The following is a 17,681-nucleotide window of genomic DNA, read 5'->3' on the forward strand; positions in this document are numbered from 1 at the left end:
TGTTTTGAGGACTACTTGCCCAACATCAACAGTTCATTGCATTTAATTTCCGTCACATACCGCTTTTCCCCTTCTTTGGTCTCATAGGAGCGGGACGTAAGCTTCCCGTCTATGGCCACCTCATTCCCTTTGACGAGGTATTTTTCAATGATTTCGGCCGTCTTGCCCCAGGCAACGACGTTATGCCATTGGGTGTCCGTTACCTTCTCCCCTTTTGTGTTTTTGTACGTCTCGTTGGTGGCTATGGAAAATTTAGCGAGTTTACTACCGCTTTCCATGTTCACAATTTCTGGGTCGTTCCCCAAGTTTCCAATCAACTGTACTCTGTTTCTAAGTGCGTTCATAATTTTAATTTTAATGGTTTTACAGTTCATACTATCGAGTTCCTATGTTTCGACGGTACAAACCTACCACCCCTTTTGCGCTGCACTCGGTTTGGAAATAGTTACTTTCGTTTACAAACGTTTGTAGTCGTTTGTAGTCCTTTTATAATTATTGGCAACCCAACCTATTGTGGCCTATTATTTTCTATATTTAGAGAACACTAATGGATATGCCTGAATATCACGGCCTTGTTCAATTGTTGGCAGTAATTACATACGATAAATTTCATTTTAACAAAATTTCAAAAAAATGAAAATAGCAACATTTCTAACATTTGTGGGTGATCAATGCGGAAAGGCAGCAGAAGCCATAAATTTCTACACTTCTGTATTTCCAAATTCGAAAATCAAAAGCATAATCAAATACGCAGAAGGAGAAGCTGGCGGGACCCCGGAACTTATTAAGTATGGTGTTTTTATATTAAATGGTACAGAGTACATGGTTTCCGAAAGTAATTATGACCACCCATGGACTTTTACACCAGGGGTATCCCTTTTCGTTACATGCAACTCTGAAAGTGAGATACAAACCTTATTCGAAGAACTTTCTTCAAATGGCGGCCAGATTATGGTCCCCCTCGACAATTATGAGGGTTCTGGCGATTACGGCTTTGGTAAAAAATTCGGATGGTGTGAGGACAAATATGGCATTTCATGGCAACTTAATCTTTCGGAATAAATTCGAATTATGATATAAGTCGCACTACTTTGAGGGACAAATGAAATAAAAAAATTTAAAATAACTATTGCCGATAATGTAAAAGAAATCAAAGTTCCCATTGGGTTGCTACGCTTCATGCCGTCCCGATTGCTATTGGGATAGATCAAAAAGCTGAAAAATGATAAAATTCTTTAGAAATATTCGACAAAATCTGTTGACCGAAAATAAGATCAGCAAATACATATTGTACGCAATCGGCGAGATAATACTTGTTGTCATAGGGATATTGATTGCATTACAAATAAACAATGCAAATGAAAACCGCAAGTCGGCTGAACAAGAAACTTTATACCTAAATCGTCTGCTTTCTGAAAATAAAGATGACATTAATACTTTCAAAAATAATATTGCAGATTTAGAAAAAGGAATTGAAACAATAGAACAGCTATCCCTGGCATTAAACTCAACTAAACCTAAAGACCAGGAGCTCGTTGATGCTGCCAATAATTATTTTGGATACGGAAGCATCTATCCTATATTTTCTTCTTCAACTTCAACTTTTGAGGACCTATCCAGTACAGGAAACTTAAAGGACATACGCAATGCAGATTTGCGCAATGAACTGGTTAAACATTATGCAAAACATAAACAAATAGCGGAGTGGATCAGTATTGGAACGGAATGGGCTTTACCGAATGATGCACCATTCACCTACAACAATAGCATTATGAGATTTGAACCTGAATCGGCTTTTCTTTTTGGAGAGCAAAATCAATCCGATTTGGCGAATCATTTGAAAGATAAAAAAGATGAGTATATCAACAATGCCGCAGTGCACTATTGGATAAATAAAGACGCTATCAATAAACTCAAGAACCTGATTAATGACACAGATCTAATCATTGAATTAATTGAAAAGGAAACAAAGAAATAAGCAAGGTAAAATCCAATGATAAAATTTTTTAGAAAAATCCGTAAAAGACTGTTGGCCCAAAGCCGATTCAGTAAATATTTACTTTACGCAATTGGCGAGATAGTATTAGTTGTCATCGGTATACTTATTGCACTTCAAATAAATAATTGGAATCAGAACAAACTAGAACAAAATTCCTTATCGGCATATTTAACCAGTATATCTCAAAATATCAAAGTTGATATTAAAAATTTAGAATACTTAAAAACCACTAGAAAAAATATTATTGCACGAATTCCACATTTGACTTTTGCACTAACAAATTCCGATTTTTTAGAAAGAAAAGATGTCAAATTTGGATCTGAAGCATTATCCATATTATCCAATTTCGAGTATTTCAATGCAGATTTAAGTGGATTCGAATCCATTAAAAATTCTGGATATTTAAGTAAATTAAAAGGTAAGGATATAGAAAATCTTATTTACAAATATTACAATCTGGTTCAAGAAATAAATACCAAAGAAAAAGATTTTAATGAAATTCTTAAGAATTCTTATAGTGATCTTTCTAGACAGGGCTTTGAAAAACTAATTTATTTAAACTATCCGGATTACATAGGTGATCAAAATGAATTAATTGAACTGCAGCCCTATTTAAAAGAAATGCTGTTTCATCCCTCCGCAATATCATTGTACAATCAAACTTATGACAGAGGACCTGAATTAGTAATAAAATACGACAATCTCAGTATTATCGGTGCCGAAATTGTACGAATGATTGAAAACAACATCAATTCACTTGATTCCGTGGCATTAAAAAATTTGGATAACATATTTAACCCTAAAAGCACAAAAGGCTATTCTCAAATAGTTTCCAATGGAGCTCCAACAGGTTTTTTTGATAGCGGATATGCTTCTTTTAATGGCGAACCTGTAATTATGATTCCTGAAATAAACAAAATGGATTTTCATGTGCCTGATACAGAATGGTCGGTTGCTTATTTTAGGCATCCATCTAATGCAATGATAGAAAGACCATCAAAAGACTATTCAGATTATAGATCACTCAAATTAGAACTAAAAGGTGCTACTGGTGGGGAAACCGTATTCATAGCTTTAAAAGATTCAAATGATGCAGATGATGGTTCAGAAAGCAGGGTTTTCTTAACGCTATCAAACGAATGGAAAACTTACGAGATTCCGCTTTCAAAATTTAAAACCGCTGATTTAAAGGATTTATTTGTTGTCACAAGTTTCGTATTTCTTAATGGCCAACAAAGTTTAAGCATTAGGAACTTAGAATTTTTAAAAAAATAACGAATGGCATACCAATTAAAAATTATTTAAGGTGCCGAAAATATAGGTACGACAGACCTTTAATAATACAGAGCCAGACGGTGTTCTAGCCAAAAAAACAAATAATATGATAAAGTTCTTCAGACATATTAGACAACAATTGTTGTCTGAAAATAAATTTAGCAAATACCTGCTCTATGCAATCGGTGAAATTATCCTTGTGGTTATAGGGATTTTAATTGCGCTTCAATTAAACAATCTAAACGAAAATAAAAAAAATGACATATTTGAAAAGGAAATTCTTAATCAGGTTCAGGAAAATTTAAAAGGCGATTTGTTGGTCTTGAAAAAAATTGAATTAAATTTCGATAAAGCCATCTCCGCTTCCAATAAAATATTAATTGCAGAGGAATCCCAAAAAACTGAGGATAGTATTAAAATTTGGCTTGGTTCAGTAATTCAGTTTGATAGGTTTCAACCTCTAACCAATGCTTATGAGGTACTAAAATCGAATGGATTGGATAGAATTTCAAATAAACAATTACGATTTTTACTAGGGAAGTATTATGACGATGAGGCCTTGAGAATGATTAAATCAACAAACGATATCGAACTAGCTTTTAATGAACACTGGATCCCTATCTTATTTGAAGAAACAGTTGAATTTGAATTTAAAAAATCGATTGAACTAAAAGATTATAGCGTTTTGCTAAAACCGTCAAAAGAACGAAATATCTTAAAATTACATCGTGACAATTATGCCTCTGGAATCAATAAAATTAAGAATGGTATTAGGACAATTGAAGAGCTACAAAATTTAATAACGAAAGAAAAAAAATAACGGAACCACGATAACAGCTATAAACAAAACTGGCTTCCGGCTTTATCGAATGGTTAAACGCTTGATTCATTGGTGGTTAAATTATCATGAGTAAAAGCTCTAGTTTTTGAAATCACTGGGAATATATCGATATTACATACAACAAATTCCATTTAAATTGTTGAGGCAATCATGGAAGATGTTGCACCTAGTTAATGTACATTTGAGATGAAATGATAAAATATTTAAAGAGATACCCATGCGCAACATCTTTGAGCTATACTGTTTTACATTAATATTAATTTCAATTGCTTTCTTTTCTACTTCAGCTTTAGCACAGCAAAACGAATCTCCAAAGCTTGTGGTCGGGGTAATTATTGATCAAATGAGGGCAGATTATCTCTATAAGTACCAGGAAAGATATGGCGAAGACGGTTTTAAGCGTTTATTACGTGAAGGTTTTAATTTTAAAAATACAAATGTCAATTATATCCCATCCGAAACTGCACCCGGTCACGCATCCATTTACACGGGTACAACGCCCTCTTATCATGGGATCATTGGGAATTCATGGTTTGATAGGAACACCAAAAGTGTTATAGGTAATGTCCAGGACAATCAAGAAAAAATAATAGGCTCGGTTGTGGAAAACCCTTATGGGACCTCTCCAAAAAACCTTCTAGCCTCTACCATCACAGATGAATTAAAAAAGGGGAGCAACTTCAAATCTAAGGTAATAAGTATATCAATTAAAGATAGAGGTGCTGTTTTGCCCGGTGGAAAATCTGCCGACGGTGTTTATTGGCATGACTGGGAATCTAGTCCAGGTTATTTTGTGAGTAGTAGTTATTATATGAAGGACGTTCCCAATTGGGTGACCAAATTCAACAAACAAGAAAAATCCGATACCTATTTAAATGAAACTTGGAATACCCTTTATCCCATTGAAACTTATGGCTTGAGCGCACCGGATGACAATAGTTATGAGCCCTCATTAGGGGAAAAACCCAGCCCAACATTTCCCTATGATTTTAAAACCATGAGGGAAAAGTATCGGGAAAATGGCACTGAATTTCAATTATTGTGGATTTCCCCTAAAGGAAACACCTTATTGACCGAATTTGCGATCACCGCCATGCAGGAAGAAAAATTGGGTAAGGATGACCACACCGATTTTCTGAACGTGAGCTATTCCGTACCAGATGTTATTGGACATACTTTTGGTCCTCAATCAGTTGAAATGGAGGATATTTATCTGCGCTTGGACAAGGATATTGCTACACTTTTTAAAGCGTTGGACACCGATATAGGAAAGGAAAACTATACCCTATTCCTAACTTCCGACCATGGAGCCATAGAGAATGTATCCTTTTTGAAAGATAACCAGCAAGATGCCGCTATTGCTAGAATTACTGACGATGGGCGAAAATTAGAGGCATTTCTGGATGCTAAATATGGAAATGCATCTTGGATTACTACTGTAAATGGAAATAACCTGTATTTAAATAAAACTACCGTTGACGAAAAAAAATTATCCTTCCCCATCATTCAGAAAGACGCAGCAAATTTTTTAATGACCTTACCTGGGGTTTCCCTTGCCTTGACTGCGGATGACCTTCAAACACAGGTATACGAAGAAGGAATTCGTAATACCATTCAAAATGGATATCATGTACAAAGGTCAGGAGATATTTTAATAACCTATACCTCCGGCACCATTATACATCCCAATCCCAATATTGACGTTGACGATGTGAATGGTACGGTACATGGATCTGGATATTCGTACGATACCCAAGTTCCTTTGATTTGGATTGGAAAAGGCATTACCAAAGGGGAATCTGTAAGGCCTGTACACCCTGTAGATATAGCTCCTAGTCTATCGATGTTACTTAATATTTCTCTACCCAGTTCCTCACAGGGAAAACCATTGTCAGAACTTTTTGAATAATGTTATTTATCTCGACGGTTATCCAATATTTCTGATTTGAACTTGTCGGAATCTGCGAGAATATCAAAGAATCCTAAAATGTATTTTTTAGATTTCTGATATTCGTCCGGATTTTCAAAATAGGTCTTATGATCCTCTAGTATTGCCATCATGTTTGATCGATTTTGCAAAAACTCATCCCGGATGGAGAACATGGTAGCGTTCGATCTTTTAAAGCCTCGATACAATCTATCTGTAACAGACTCAAGCGGCAATACCAACCCATCTATCTGAGATACTACGGAATAGCTTGTATCACATAAACCAGACATATCAAAATCATAGGGAATAGGTATTGAAAAACCGTTTAGGAACAAAAGTTTTTGATTATGCTGATAGCCTGTAGAGAAATCTGTGTTACCGATCATGTATTGAAAAAAAGAATTGCGGATAGAGCTTAAGGAGTCTTGTTGTAACGGATGTACATTTCTTTTCATGGTCTTGCCGCCAAATCGGTCTTCCAGCTCATCCATATCTTCAATAAAAAAAGCCTTTATTCTATGTTTTTCTATCTTCTTCCCTTTTGATTCGCTGAGTGTAAAATCCAAAAGCCTAGTTTTAAAATGATATGGGGATACTACTTCGTAAAGTTTATAGGCCAATAACTCTTTGATAACGTCATCATTGGCATCTCTCACTTTTAAACAGGGTAGTACTAATTTCAATTCCTTATTTCCTTTGAACAATGTCTTTTTGGCATCGTCCTTTTTTATTTTCATTTTAACCGGAGAAAAATAACAGTTCTTACGCCTATAATTACCCCTAGCCCTAATCCTTAGCGGTAATGTGTCAAGTGTTTCGGCATCCCTATACGTTAGTAATGTATTTATATAGGTACTATCATTGGTTAGTTTTTTAAGGTCACGATTACTGTACTCCATTTGTACTGGTAGTATTTTTGACGTTTTGAACAGTTTTGAAACCTTACCCAATTTTTTACTGGAATCCTCAACTTGACCAATACAGCATAAGGGTATAAAAAAACAGATGACAAGTAGTCTCAGATTAGTTTGTATCTTTCCCATTTAACCTTAACTTTACCTTTAAAGTATTAAAAATAAAGCTATTAAACTATACCTTACTTCTCTAAATTATAAAACGTTGATAGTAATGGCCATTTCCATGGCCTCTGTATCTTTCTGCTATTATTACAATATAAATTTCAATGTTGATTTAACTTTATTGAGTATTGCCATAATTTTCCCGCTAGTATTTACTATAAGGGGTTCTTTTAGAAGAAGGGAAAAGGCATTGGAACATTTAAGCAAATACCGTAGTGCCATGAAAACACTTCAGTATTTTATTACGACCAGTACATTGTTGGACAAGGAGGAGGCTAGTTTAAAACTACTATTGGAAAATATTGAGGATAAAACAATATTGCATCTAAAAAGTCGTGAAGGCAGTATTAAAGATCTGGATGAAGAAGTTGAAAAAGTTTTCGAATTTATTCATTCCAGAAGGAAAACTATATCTAAAAGTTTAAAGGATAAATTATTCAAATATATGTGTGACCTTCACGAGGCCATTGATAATTTGAACGGGATTCATATGCATAGAACACCCATGAGTCTCAAAGCCTATTGCAAGGTATTTATTTATATCTTTCCGCTGATTTATGCCCCGACAATTATATTCAATATCGGTGAAACCTATAATCCCTTTGCGGTATATTTTGTAGTGATTCTAACCGAATTCATACTAATTTCACTTTATAATATTCAGGATGATCTAGAATATCCTTTCGACGATAAAGGGTTGGACGATATTCAATTAGATCATTTTAAGGTCTTGCGTTAACCTAAAAGGTGGTCTGCTTTTTCTAAAAAAGAAGTGCAATATTTAACTACGAACCTAAAAACTAATTCAATTTTCTCCTTAATGTATTCATGATCGGATGGGAAGATTTTGTTCTTTTTCTTGTCTGCCAACCTTTACCAAATTTTAAATATTGCTGATATCCTCTACAATTATCAAGCCCAACAAAATGGTCTTTTTATTGGACTGTTTTAGTAGTTTGGCCATTTGACCGTTCTTCTGGCATAGATAGCCAGTTTAGTAAAACCTTTTCTGTTGTTTCTTGTGAAAAAAATCAGTGCTAAAGCACTGTCAATTTCCATTTTGTACGTCTTTTGGTTAAATAACAGTTCTTGGTGAAGACCAAAACAAATTCACTGATCTACAGAACTGCCCTTGCCAGACACATTAAATCCACACAGAAATCCATGTCGCCCTTAAATTATAAATAGAACCTATTTTTACAAATAAACAATTTATCACTATTTTACAAAATAAATTGTGAATCCTCATGAGCAAGTTACAAGGAATGATAGAAATAAAAAGGCAAGAGTATGACAAATTAATAGAAGAAAGGGAGCGATTTAAAATGGTGCTTGAAGGGACCAGGTTGGGTATGTGGGACTGGAACCCTATGACCAACGCAGTGGTATTTGATGAACAGTGGTGTGCGATGCTAGGTTATACCTTTGGGGAAATAAAAAACGAACTGAGTGAATGGTCTTCAAGAGTTCACCCCGATGATATTGAACAGTGTTTTAAGGATATTCAAAGCCATATAGCTGGGGAAGCAGATTTTTATGAGAACATCCATAGGATGAAGCATAAAAATGGACAATGGCTTTACATCCTTGATAGGGGACGTATAATGAAGAGGGATTCGGAAGGAAATGTTATCCGTTTTACGGGTACGCATACAGATATAACCAGGGAGAAGGAAGCAACAATAAAAGCAATCCAGTCCAAAAAGTCAAAAGAACTCTTTTTTTCAATGATGAGCCACGAGCTCAGAACGCCCCTAACCAGCATAATTGCAGCATTTAGTTTATTTGAAAACAAGAAAAAGGCATATCCGGAAATGTCTTCATTGCTAGATATCACAAAATACTCCTTGGACCATTTAAAGCATTTGATTGACAACTTGTTGGATTATCAAAAAATTGATATGTTCTCCATCGAACTAAATGAATCCCCATATTTAATAAATAAAGTATTAAAGGATATTGAGACCTCCTTCAAGGGTGAAACCGAAATTCTAGGATTAAAAATGAGTGTGGATAATACCTTGACCACCAATGCCTATGAAATAGATAAAATCAGATTATCTCAAATTCTAATAAATCTGGTCTCAAACAGTATCAAATACACAGAAAGCGGTGGACACGTAGAAATCTCGGTTGGTGATAATACCACCAATAAAAAGGGGAATCTCTTGTTTTGCGTAAAAGATGACGGACGTGGTATTGACGAAAAGCATTTCTTCAAGATATTTCAACCCTTTGAACAATCAACCAAAGATGACCAAGTTAAGGGAACTGGTTTGGGTCTGGCATTGAATAAGCGGCTAATAGAGTTAATGGGGGGCGAAATCTGGTTGGAAAGTAAGATCAACCAAGGCACCTCATTCTACTTTACCATACAAGCCCAAAAAGTCTCCGATGATCAACTCAAGGATGAGGATACAGAAAAAATTGATTTAACAGGTTTAGACTATTCCAAACTGAACATTTTAGTAGCAGAAGATGACAATTTTATTACCATGGTCTATAAAGCCATGTTCGAGAATATTGGTATTACCAATTATGAATTAGCCGTGGATGGAGAAGAAGCATTGGACAAATTCAATAAGGGAAATTTCAATCTACTGCTATCTGATTGGTATATGCCAAAATTGGATGGTTGTGAACTGGTTTCACAAATAAGACAGAGGAACAAACAAATAAAAATCATTGGTTGCTCCGCTAACGTATCAAACGCAGATAAAGTTAAATTTTATAAATCTGGAATTGATTATTTAATGAAAAAGCCATTTAACCTGGAAGACCTAACCCATATCATGGCCCTGGTACTGGAAGATATATAGCGTATTGCCTATTCTGAGAGCACTAATAAACCTGGGAAGACAATTCTGCCCATGCCAAGCTTAAATTCCAGGAGTACAACTTGAGCAGAAACCTGATATCAGAACATTAATTTACAGATCCAATTTCCAAAAAAACTACCAATTTATCCCTACTTTAATCTGAGTGGTCAATCCCTTTTTTAAACGCCACTTGAATATATGGCGTAGTTGGCCTTCAATGGAAGATAATTTCCTCATTGATCCCAAACTAATCCTACGCTCCCCAAAAAGACCTAAATTAGTTTACTATAATTGCATTGGTATAAACCACAATTATTAAATTATTCGGATAAAATGTAACCCTAACTATTTAAAAATTGTGAAAAACATTAATCTCAAAGGTCTACTAATTACCGTATTCACCATTTCCTGGATTGGGGTATTGCCGCAACTTCTTAAAGCATATGGGATAAAAATTCCTAAATTTCTAGAGAGTGTAGATCTATTGATGACCCTCGGCCCAATGTTAGGTGCAATTCTATTCATTTACAAAGCCCAAGGAAAGACAGGGTTAAAATCCTTTTTTTCAAGATTATTTCAAATAAAAGCTTCACTCTTCATTGTTTTATTCGCAATTTTTTTTCCAATTATCCTGAGCTTGTTTAGCTCCTTAATAGGGCTTAAGTTGTCCAACACAGATTGGCCTGAGGCTTTCACATTAGGCAATATAACGAGCAACGGCCTCATCATATTTTCAATGTACCTGGTCATTAACACAGAAGAACTGGTTTGGCGGGGAATTGTATTCGATCGCTTTTTAGAAAAATATGAATTTGTAAAATCTTGTTTATTACTTATTCCCATTTGGTGGCTATTCCATATACCCCTTTTCTTATTCCCTGACGGGCATCAAGCTGGGTACGGATTAGTTGAATTTACTTGTATCGTCATAGCTCAAACATTTATTCTGGGTTGGATCTACATTAAAACAAGGAAAAGTCTATTTTATGTTCATGTGCATCATCAATTACTCAATGGATTCGGACAGGCTTTTCCCATATTCCCTGTTTTTATTTTGGGCAATAAATATCCAATTTGGGTATTTTGTGCGCTTCTACTAGTCACCACTGGAATCATCATATTTACAAATCGCAAGAAATATGCCCATAGAAAAAATCCCAACATCCTGGATAATTAATTGACAGCTATTGGATACTCATGAATACCAATGCTTTGGGATATATTTCGGTTCTTATTTGCTACATTAGTTACTTAACGGACAACACCTCATACATGGGATTGTTCGCATAATTGAGAAGAAATAGAAATGAGTATTGAAAAAGCATATAACTCTTGGGCCGGGCAGTACGATACCAACGCGAATAAGACCCGTGATTTAGACATAAAAGCAACTATTGAGACTTTATCGAAATACAAGTTTAAACATGTATTGGAACTAGGGTGCGGAACAGGAAAAAATACTGGCTGGCTCTTGAGTAAAGCTGAGCGGGTGATCGGCCTAGATTTCTCCCAGGAGATGTTGACTATTGCCAAGGAGAAAATTACTGATAATAGAGCTATATTTAAAAGAGCTGATCTCAACCAAGAGTGGGAAATCGAAAATCAATTTGCAGACCTGGTAACGTCAAGCCTTACGCTTGAACACATTGATGATTTGAACCATATTTTTAATCAGGCAAATCAGAAATTAAAGAATGGAGGTGTTTTCTTCATAAGCGAACTGCATCCCTTCAAGCAATATTCTGGGAGCAAAGCAAAATACCAACCCGAAAATGGAACCCAGGAGTTAGAAGTTTATATGCACCACATTTCGGAATATATTGATGAAGCAAAAAATAACGGTTTTGAATTGATTGAATTGACAGAGTGGTTTGACGATACTTCTGAAAAGGAAATACCAAGACTTATATCCTTTGTCTTCAGAAAAAACACAAGCATCAACACAAACTAGACTACATCAATACGCGCCATAGCCATACCCTTGTACAACATTGGCTAAAATCCATAGTTTAGCAGATCCACTACACATCTATTATTTTGGTCCCCACATTTCCTTTAAGTTTCCCTAACCCTAAACGACGTGCCTGAATCCCGATCAGTGGCCCAGCGAGAATGGAAGATAGGAGGGCCGAAAAAACGATGGCCACAAAAATTGCCTGCCCTATAAGTTGCAATTCAATGGCAAGGGTGGCCACCACAATCTCCATGGCCCCTCCGGGAATAAAGATCAAGCCCATTAAAACAGAAGTTTTCTGGGACTGTTTTCCCAATTTTGCGCCTAACCAGGCCCCCGCAAATTTCCCCAAAATAGCCACGGCACAAAAGAGTACCGTAGGCCACAATTCCAAACCGACCAAGAAATCTATCTTAAGGCCTAGGGTGGCAAAAAAAAGAGGCACAAAAATGGCGTGCAAGGTGTCCGACACACTGTTGCGAAGATCCTCAGTGACCCTTTTTGCACTTCCCGCCATGGTACCGGCCAGGAAGAATCCCAGAATGGCATGGATTCCCATCCATTGTGTGATGGCCCCACAAAGCAAACCAACACTCACGATAAGCGTCTGTGCCGCTGCGGGCTGTGGCAATGATGTAGCTTGGACACGCCTTATGGCAAAATTCAATATTTTGGCCCCAATGGCAATGCTTAGGGCAATAAAGCCTATTACCAATAATGCCTGGCCACCCAGATCAATAATACTCATGGAATGGGCCGTTACCAAGGACATCACCATAGTAAACAATAGCCATCCAAATATATCATTGATGGCGCAGGCCGAAAGCGCAAGGGAGGCCTCGGGCGTTTTGTTTATACCAAGATCCCCTAAGGCCCTGGCCACCACGGTTATGGCTGTTATTGATCCTGCCACGGACAAAAAAAGAGGGAACGAGATTGATGTTGCCGCGTCTCCCCAATAGACAGGATCCAAAGTGCTGAACACAGGATAACCAACGGCGATGGGAAACAATACCCCAACGATACCGATAAGGATGGCGGCACGACCACTGCGTAGCGCTTGCTGTACATTTACATGAAAGCCCGATGAGAGCAATAAAAAGAAAACTCCCAGCCAAGAAACCGTTTCCAACATGATGTACTGGGGCTCGTTATGGGGAAATAGCATGTTTTGTAATTCTGGAGCTACCCGACCGAGCAATGTAGGGCCCAAAATGACCCCAGCCAGAATCTCACCTGCGATGGCAGGAATCTTCACGGACTCACAGAATACACCCAGTGTCCTTGCCAACCCCAAGAGAACAAGGATTTGCACTAGAAAAAGTAAAATGTGGCTTTCGCTTAGGTAATGCACGTTAGTTTTTTAACCGGTTGGACTTTAATTATGGCATCGTAGTGTCTTAGATCTTAGAAATCCACGGATCTGGAACACCCTGTTTTTTGCTATCGCATTCTTAAGGAGTACATGAATATTTATGTCTCTGGGTGGAAAAACCTGATACGCGCACCGCTTTCATTCCACGCTTAAAAGATGTATTACTCCTTTTGAAACGTTAGCAGCGGTATTCTGGTTTGGAATGCCGTATTTTGCGTGACACTCTTTTGAAATACTTTTTCTAAAAAGTTGGTATGGTGGGTGAACATCACAACCATATCGGCCTCCACAACGGAAATAAATTTATTGATCCCTTCTATGATAGAGCTGCTTTTAAATTCCCTGAACTTTATTTTTTGATAGGAAAATTCCTTTCTAAGTCGCTCTTCCTCCTCTTCCAAATCTCCTTCAAAACCCTCCTTGCCCCTATTGATATGGAGGACATGTATCCATGAATCCATTAATTTCGCAAAAGGGATAACGGAAGCAATTTCTTCATTAACATGCTGAAGATCGGTAGAATACACCATATGCCCTAGGCGTTTATATTCCGCAAATTCGGGAATGGTCAGGACAGGTATGCTACTATTTTCAATGATGCCAGCGGCATTACTGCCAAAGAGCATCTTTTTTAGGCCACTAGCCCCTTTAGTTCCTATACAGATCAAATCGATCTTATTTTCCAATGCGGCTATTTCCACTGCTTTCTGTATGGAAGAGCTGTGAATAATTTTATAACTTATATCTATCTTATTGCTATTTTCCATTTTAATAGATGCCACAAGATCTTTCATTCCCTCCTCGGAACTGTTTTTTATGGCCTCCCCAAGTTTTTTGGAACCTATTCTGGCCATTCCAGGGGCATTGATGTCTATTATGTGAAGTAAAATAAGGGTCACCTCCGTATCCTTACTAAAATCTACCACATACCGGATGGCTACCTTTGATAATTCGGATAAATCTGTTGGTATTAAAATTCTCATAGTAGACTGTTTTTAGGTTCGATACTTAAAAATATCCTACTGTTCATTTGTATCCTATGACATCCATCATAGAACAAACACGAATGGGAATGGAAATAATACATCAATCCCATTTTGCTCGTTTTACTGGATAGAGGCACCATAATACCTTGAAGGCCTTTAAAAATTTATTGACATCAACTTCTAAATTCATGAAGCGCCAGTATGGGAATAGTGCTATGATAGCCAAGGTTTTTCACCATGGGTCGCGATAAAATCATTCCAAAGAAACTGTGTTTTTTATTCCTAAAGGCAATCATATCACTCCCTCTACTTTGTATGAATGAGTTAATTCCTTTTTGTACATTTTTATCTTTTATGGTATGAAAAGAGTAGTCCAATCCTTCAAAATAATCTTTCAATAGATTTTGATGATTTATTTGTTCTTCATCCAGACCTTCATCTTTTTTAATGACATTTACTATGGCGATTGAAGCATTGGAGATTTTTGCTATGTCTGCCAAGTACTGAAATTGCCGTCTTTTGATACTTGACCTGTAGTTCGTTGGATATACAATTTCCTTTATTTCTTTATATTTAGTCATTGCCGGTATAGCGAGTACCGGACAGTTTCTGATTTCTTCCATGGCAAGTACGGTTTGGCCTCCATAGATTTCCAATCGGGAATCGGTTGCTCCCTTGGTCCCCATGACTACCAAATCTATATCCTGTTTATCAATAATGTTCTTCATGGTTTCAATAAGGGTACCGCATTCAGAGATTTTGTGGAATTTATGGTTTTTGGCATTACTACCATCTGAAATCTGTTCAAGGGTAAGTTTTAAGCCCCCGATCGATTTTTTATGAGATTCCTCCAATTCTCTACCAGTACCCATCTCCAGCGTATAGCCTCCTACCCTATAGGTATTGAGAATATAAAATACACAGGTTTCGTCCTTAAATAGTTCAATCGCGTAATCAATTGCGTTTTGAGCATTGTTTGAGAAATCTGTAGGACAAAGTATTCTTCGTTTCATAATTAAGAATATTGAAATCTGTGAACAGAAATATATTTTTTTTATAAAGAGACAACAATGACAATCGTCAGTCCGGCTCGTATAAAATAACAAGAGTCAGTCCCAATTAGAGCAAAAAAGGTTCTGAAATCAGGTGTAAATTGGCCGCTATCTGCCTGTAGTAAGGCAAGTTAAAACATAACAATTACTTAATATTGAAACTTCAAATTGTGTACTACATTCGCCCAATTTCTAAAAGATAAAAATCATGAATTCTAAATATCAAATTACTGCTCTCATAATAGTCTTAATGGCATTAAAATCAAATGCACAAATAGATACTGTGAAAACCACAACTGAAAATAAAAGTATACCCGCCAAAATAGATAAAAAATGGTATGACAACATTGGCATAAGAGGCTACACCCAAGTACGATATAACAGATTATTGGAAACAAACGAAAACTTAGGTTGTGAACAGTGCGATAGATCCTGGGGGAAGGATGGCGGATTTTTCCTTAGACGTATGCGGGTCATTTTATACGGACAAGTTAGTAAACAAGTTTATTTTTATGTTCAACCAGACCTTGCCAGTAGCGCAAGCTCGGACCGGTTACATTTTGCCCAATTAAGGGACGCCTATTTTGATATTGGCTTGGACAAAGACAATGAATATAGGTTCAGAATCGGGCAAAGCAAAATCCCATACGGATTTGAGAATATGCAATCAAGTCAGAATAGGATTCCTTTGGATAGAAATGATGCTTTAAACAGTGCCGTGGCCAACGAAAGGGATCTGGGCGTTTTCTTCTATTGGGCCCCTAAAAAATATAGAGAATTATTTTCTGAACTTGTTAAGTCTGGATTAAAAGGTAGCGGGGATTATGGCATAGTTGGTTTTGGTGCTTACAATGGGCAGGGTGCAAACAATCCGGAAGCAAATAACGATCTACATGTTGTAGCAAGGGCTACCTATCCCTTTAAAGTGAAGAACCAAATCATTGAAGCAGGAATACAAGGGTATACAGGCCAGTATGTTCTTTTAAAATCCAATTTGAGCACAGGTGTCCTAAATGCCAATGAGGATTTAAATTATTTGGATCAAAGAATAGCCGCTTCTTTTATTATTTACCCCAAACCCTTTGGTTTTCAAACGGAGTATAATATAGGGAAAGGACCAGAATTTAATCCCACCACCTCAACAATTGAAAATTCAAGTTTGGAAGGTGGATACGCCCAATTCATGTATAAATTGGATTTCAACGAACAGACATTGATTCCTTTTGCAAGATATCAGTATTATGATGGAGGGAAAAAGTACGAAAGAGATGCGAGAAGTTACAAGGTCAATGATTTTGAAATAGGATTTGAATGGCAACCGCTTAAGAATTTTGAATTAGTAGCCAATTATACCATTTCAAAAAGGAGATACGAGGATTTTTTGAAACCTATCAATGTGCAGGAAGGAAATTTATTGAGGCTGCAGGCACAATTGAACTTTTAAACAGCATAAGGTGGTGATACATAACAAATCCTGCCCAATTTGGGCAGCATTTGTTATTTAAAAATTTATCTTCCAGAATAGTTGGACTGATAACTAAATTGATGCAGGATGAGTGTACCGTATGTTGCGAACCTTGGTGACTGGGAACATTGATTATTTATAAATTGATATCGTCTAAAATACCGTATAAAGTGTTGTTGCGATAACCCCTTCACCATCACTTAAATTCACAGCTACTAATTGTTTTTCCTCTTTTACCTTAAAGTTAAATGGCGGGGCCAATACGTTTAACCCACTTTGTTTCTTTAGTCTAATCCCTTGGCCTGAAATAATCTCTTTATTGGGTATAAAATCTCCTGCAGGTACATGTTCAGTTAATACAACATATTTAAATTTAGTCAACTTACCCACTATACGTTGTACTTCTGCATTAGATAAATGTTGTAGTACCTGTCGTACTAAGGCACAATCTCCGGTTGGCAAATCATCCACCGCAATATCCAAACAATGGAATTCCAGATTTTTTTCTTGATATTTCTCTTTATTATGCGCTATTAGGCCTGGTACTATATCTACCGCAACATACTTCTTAGTATGCCTTACCAATTCTTTTCCTACATTAAAATCTCCGCAGCCTAAGTCGCATACCACGAGTGGATTTTTAAAAGACGTCAAGAATGATGTTAGCACCTCTATATATGGGTTTACTATCTCGGGATGATGCGACCCTGCCCCCGAATAAAAGTTAGACTTGCCACCTCCCCAAAGATTCAACTCATAAACCTGTGCCATAGCTTTTTTGGTGGGCCATGGTTTCTTTATTCCTTTGATCCCATGTTCTTTCTTGTCCATGTACACTCTTTTAGTCTATGCTACCCATAAAATCATAGGTACGCCATAGAAACTGTAAAACAAACGTACAGATTA

16 protein-coding genes are annotated in these 17,681 nt (G+C 36.7%); 10 read left to right on the forward strand and 6 right to left on the reverse strand.

All coding sequences use genetic code 11. The features are described 5' to 3' along the window. Nucleotides 1-11 precede the first annotated feature (11 nt). Entirely contained in the window at nt 12-344 is a 333-nt protein-coding gene (locus tag SB49_RS10550; protein ID WP_062059113.1) for a single-stranded DNA-binding protein, read from the reverse strand. 289 nt (nt 345-633) lie between these two features. Between SB49_RS10550 and SB49_RS10555 the strand changes: the two genes are divergently transcribed. From SB49_RS10555 to pafA, 5 genes are all read left to right on the forward strand, one after another. Further along, nucleotides 634-1,062 carry a VOC family protein gene (locus SB49_RS10555; protein WP_062056370.1) on the forward strand — a complete coding sequence of 143 codons (429 nt, stop codon included), beginning with the start codon at nt 634-636 and terminating at the stop codon, nt 1,060-1,062. 160 nt (nt 1,063-1,222) lie between these two features. After that, nucleotides 1,223-1,978, forward strand: a complete 756-nt coding sequence (locus SB49_RS10560) for a DUF6090 family protein (RefSeq protein WP_062056372.1) — start codon at nt 1,223-1,225, stop codon at nt 1,976-1,978. A 15-nt stretch (nt 1,979-1,993) separates the two neighbouring features. After that, complete coding sequence (locus SB49_RS10565) at nt 1,994-3,274, forward strand: DUF6090 family protein (RefSeq protein ID WP_062056374.1); 1,281 nt, start codon at nt 1,994-1,996, stop codon at nt 3,272-3,274. A 106-nt stretch (nt 3,275-3,380) separates the two neighbouring features. After that, nucleotides 3,381-4,094, forward strand: coding sequence for a DUF6090 family protein (locus SB49_RS10570; protein WP_145758380.1), 714 nt, complete (start codon nt 3,381-3,383; stop codon nt 4,092-4,094). Nucleotides 4,095-4,332: 238 nt separating this feature from the next. After that, nucleotides 4,333-6,024 (forward strand): alkaline phosphatase PafA, encoded by a 1,692-nt coding sequence (pafA, locus tag SB49_RS10575; RefSeq protein ID WP_062056379.1) that lies wholly within the window; start codon nt 4,333-4,335, stop codon nt 6,022-6,024. Between the two features lie 2 nt (nt 6,025-6,026). Here pafA and SB49_RS10580 read toward each other — a convergent pair whose 3' ends face one another. Next, nucleotides 6,027-7,088 carry a hypothetical protein gene (locus SB49_RS10580; RefSeq protein WP_235537737.1) on the reverse strand — a complete coding sequence of 354 codons (1,062 nt, stop codon included), beginning with the start codon at nt 7,086-7,088 and terminating at the stop codon, nt 6,027-6,029. An 85-nt stretch (nt 7,089-7,173) separates the two neighbouring features. On the opposite strand from SB49_RS10580, the gene SB49_RS10585 reads away from it, so the two are divergent. The 4 genes from SB49_RS10585 to SB49_RS10600 all read left to right on the forward strand — a co-directional run bounded on the left by SB49_RS10585 (nt 7,174) and on the right by SB49_RS10600 (nt 11,894). Next, nucleotides 7,174-7,863 carry a hypothetical protein gene (locus tag SB49_RS10585; protein ID WP_235537739.1) on the forward strand — a complete coding sequence of 230 codons (690 nt, stop codon included), beginning with the start codon at nt 7,174-7,176 and terminating at the stop codon, nt 7,861-7,863. A gap of 508 nt (nt 7,864-8,371) precedes the next feature. After that, the gene (locus SB49_RS10590; protein WP_062056380.1) at nt 8,372-9,943 is read left to right on the forward strand and encodes a hybrid sensor histidine kinase/response regulator; all 1,572 of its coding nucleotides are present in this window, start codon (nt 8,372-8,374) and stop codon (nt 9,941-9,943) included. A 358-nt stretch (nt 9,944-10,301) separates the two neighbouring features. After that, entirely contained in the window at nt 10,302-11,120 is an 819-nt protein-coding gene (locus SB49_RS10595) for a CPBP family glutamic-type intramembrane protease (protein ID WP_062056383.1), read from the forward strand. 129 nt (nt 11,121-11,249) lie between these two features. Next, entirely contained in the window at nt 11,250-11,894 is a 645-nt protein-coding gene (locus tag SB49_RS10600) for a class I SAM-dependent DNA methyltransferase (protein WP_062056385.1), read from the forward strand. Between the two features lie 70 nt (nt 11,895-11,964). Here the strand turns inward: SB49_RS10600 and SB49_RS10605 are convergent, their stop codons facing one another. The 3 genes from SB49_RS10605 to SB49_RS10615 all read right to left on the reverse strand — a co-directional run bounded on the left by SB49_RS10605 (nt 11,965) and on the right by SB49_RS10615 (nt 15,271). Beyond that, nucleotides 11,965-13,212 (reverse strand): cation:proton antiporter, encoded by a 1,248-nt coding sequence (locus SB49_RS10605; protein WP_162254208.1) that lies wholly within the window; start codon nt 13,210-13,212, stop codon nt 11,965-11,967. 221 nt (nt 13,213-13,433) lie between these two features. Next, complete coding sequence (locus tag SB49_RS10610; RefSeq protein ID WP_062056389.1) at nt 13,434-14,255, reverse strand: universal stress protein; 822 nt, start codon at nt 14,253-14,255, stop codon at nt 13,434-13,436. Between the two features lie 176 nt (nt 14,256-14,431). Then, nucleotides 14,432-15,271, reverse strand: a complete 840-nt coding sequence (locus SB49_RS10615; RefSeq protein ID WP_062056391.1) for a universal stress protein — start codon at nt 15,269-15,271, stop codon at nt 14,432-14,434. 289 nt (nt 15,272-15,560) lie between these two features. Between SB49_RS10615 and SB49_RS10620 the strand changes: the two genes are divergently transcribed. Then, nucleotides 15,561-16,754, forward strand: coding sequence for a porin (locus SB49_RS10620; RefSeq protein WP_235537740.1), 1,194 nt, complete (start codon nt 15,561-15,563; stop codon nt 16,752-16,754). A 174-nt stretch (nt 16,755-16,928) separates the two neighbouring features. Here the strand turns inward: SB49_RS10620 and SB49_RS10625 are convergent, their stop codons facing one another. Further along, nucleotides 16,929-17,606 carry a class I SAM-dependent methyltransferase gene (locus SB49_RS10625; protein WP_062056395.1) on the reverse strand — a complete coding sequence of 226 codons (678 nt, stop codon included), beginning with the start codon at nt 17,604-17,606 and terminating at the stop codon, nt 16,929-16,931. Between the last annotated feature and the right edge of the window lie 75 nt (nt 17,607-17,681).

It is taken from the genome of Sediminicola sp. YIK13, from assembly GCF_001430825.1.
Taxonomy (GTDB): Bacteria; Bacteroidota; Bacteroidia; order Flavobacteriales; family Flavobacteriaceae; genus Sediminicola.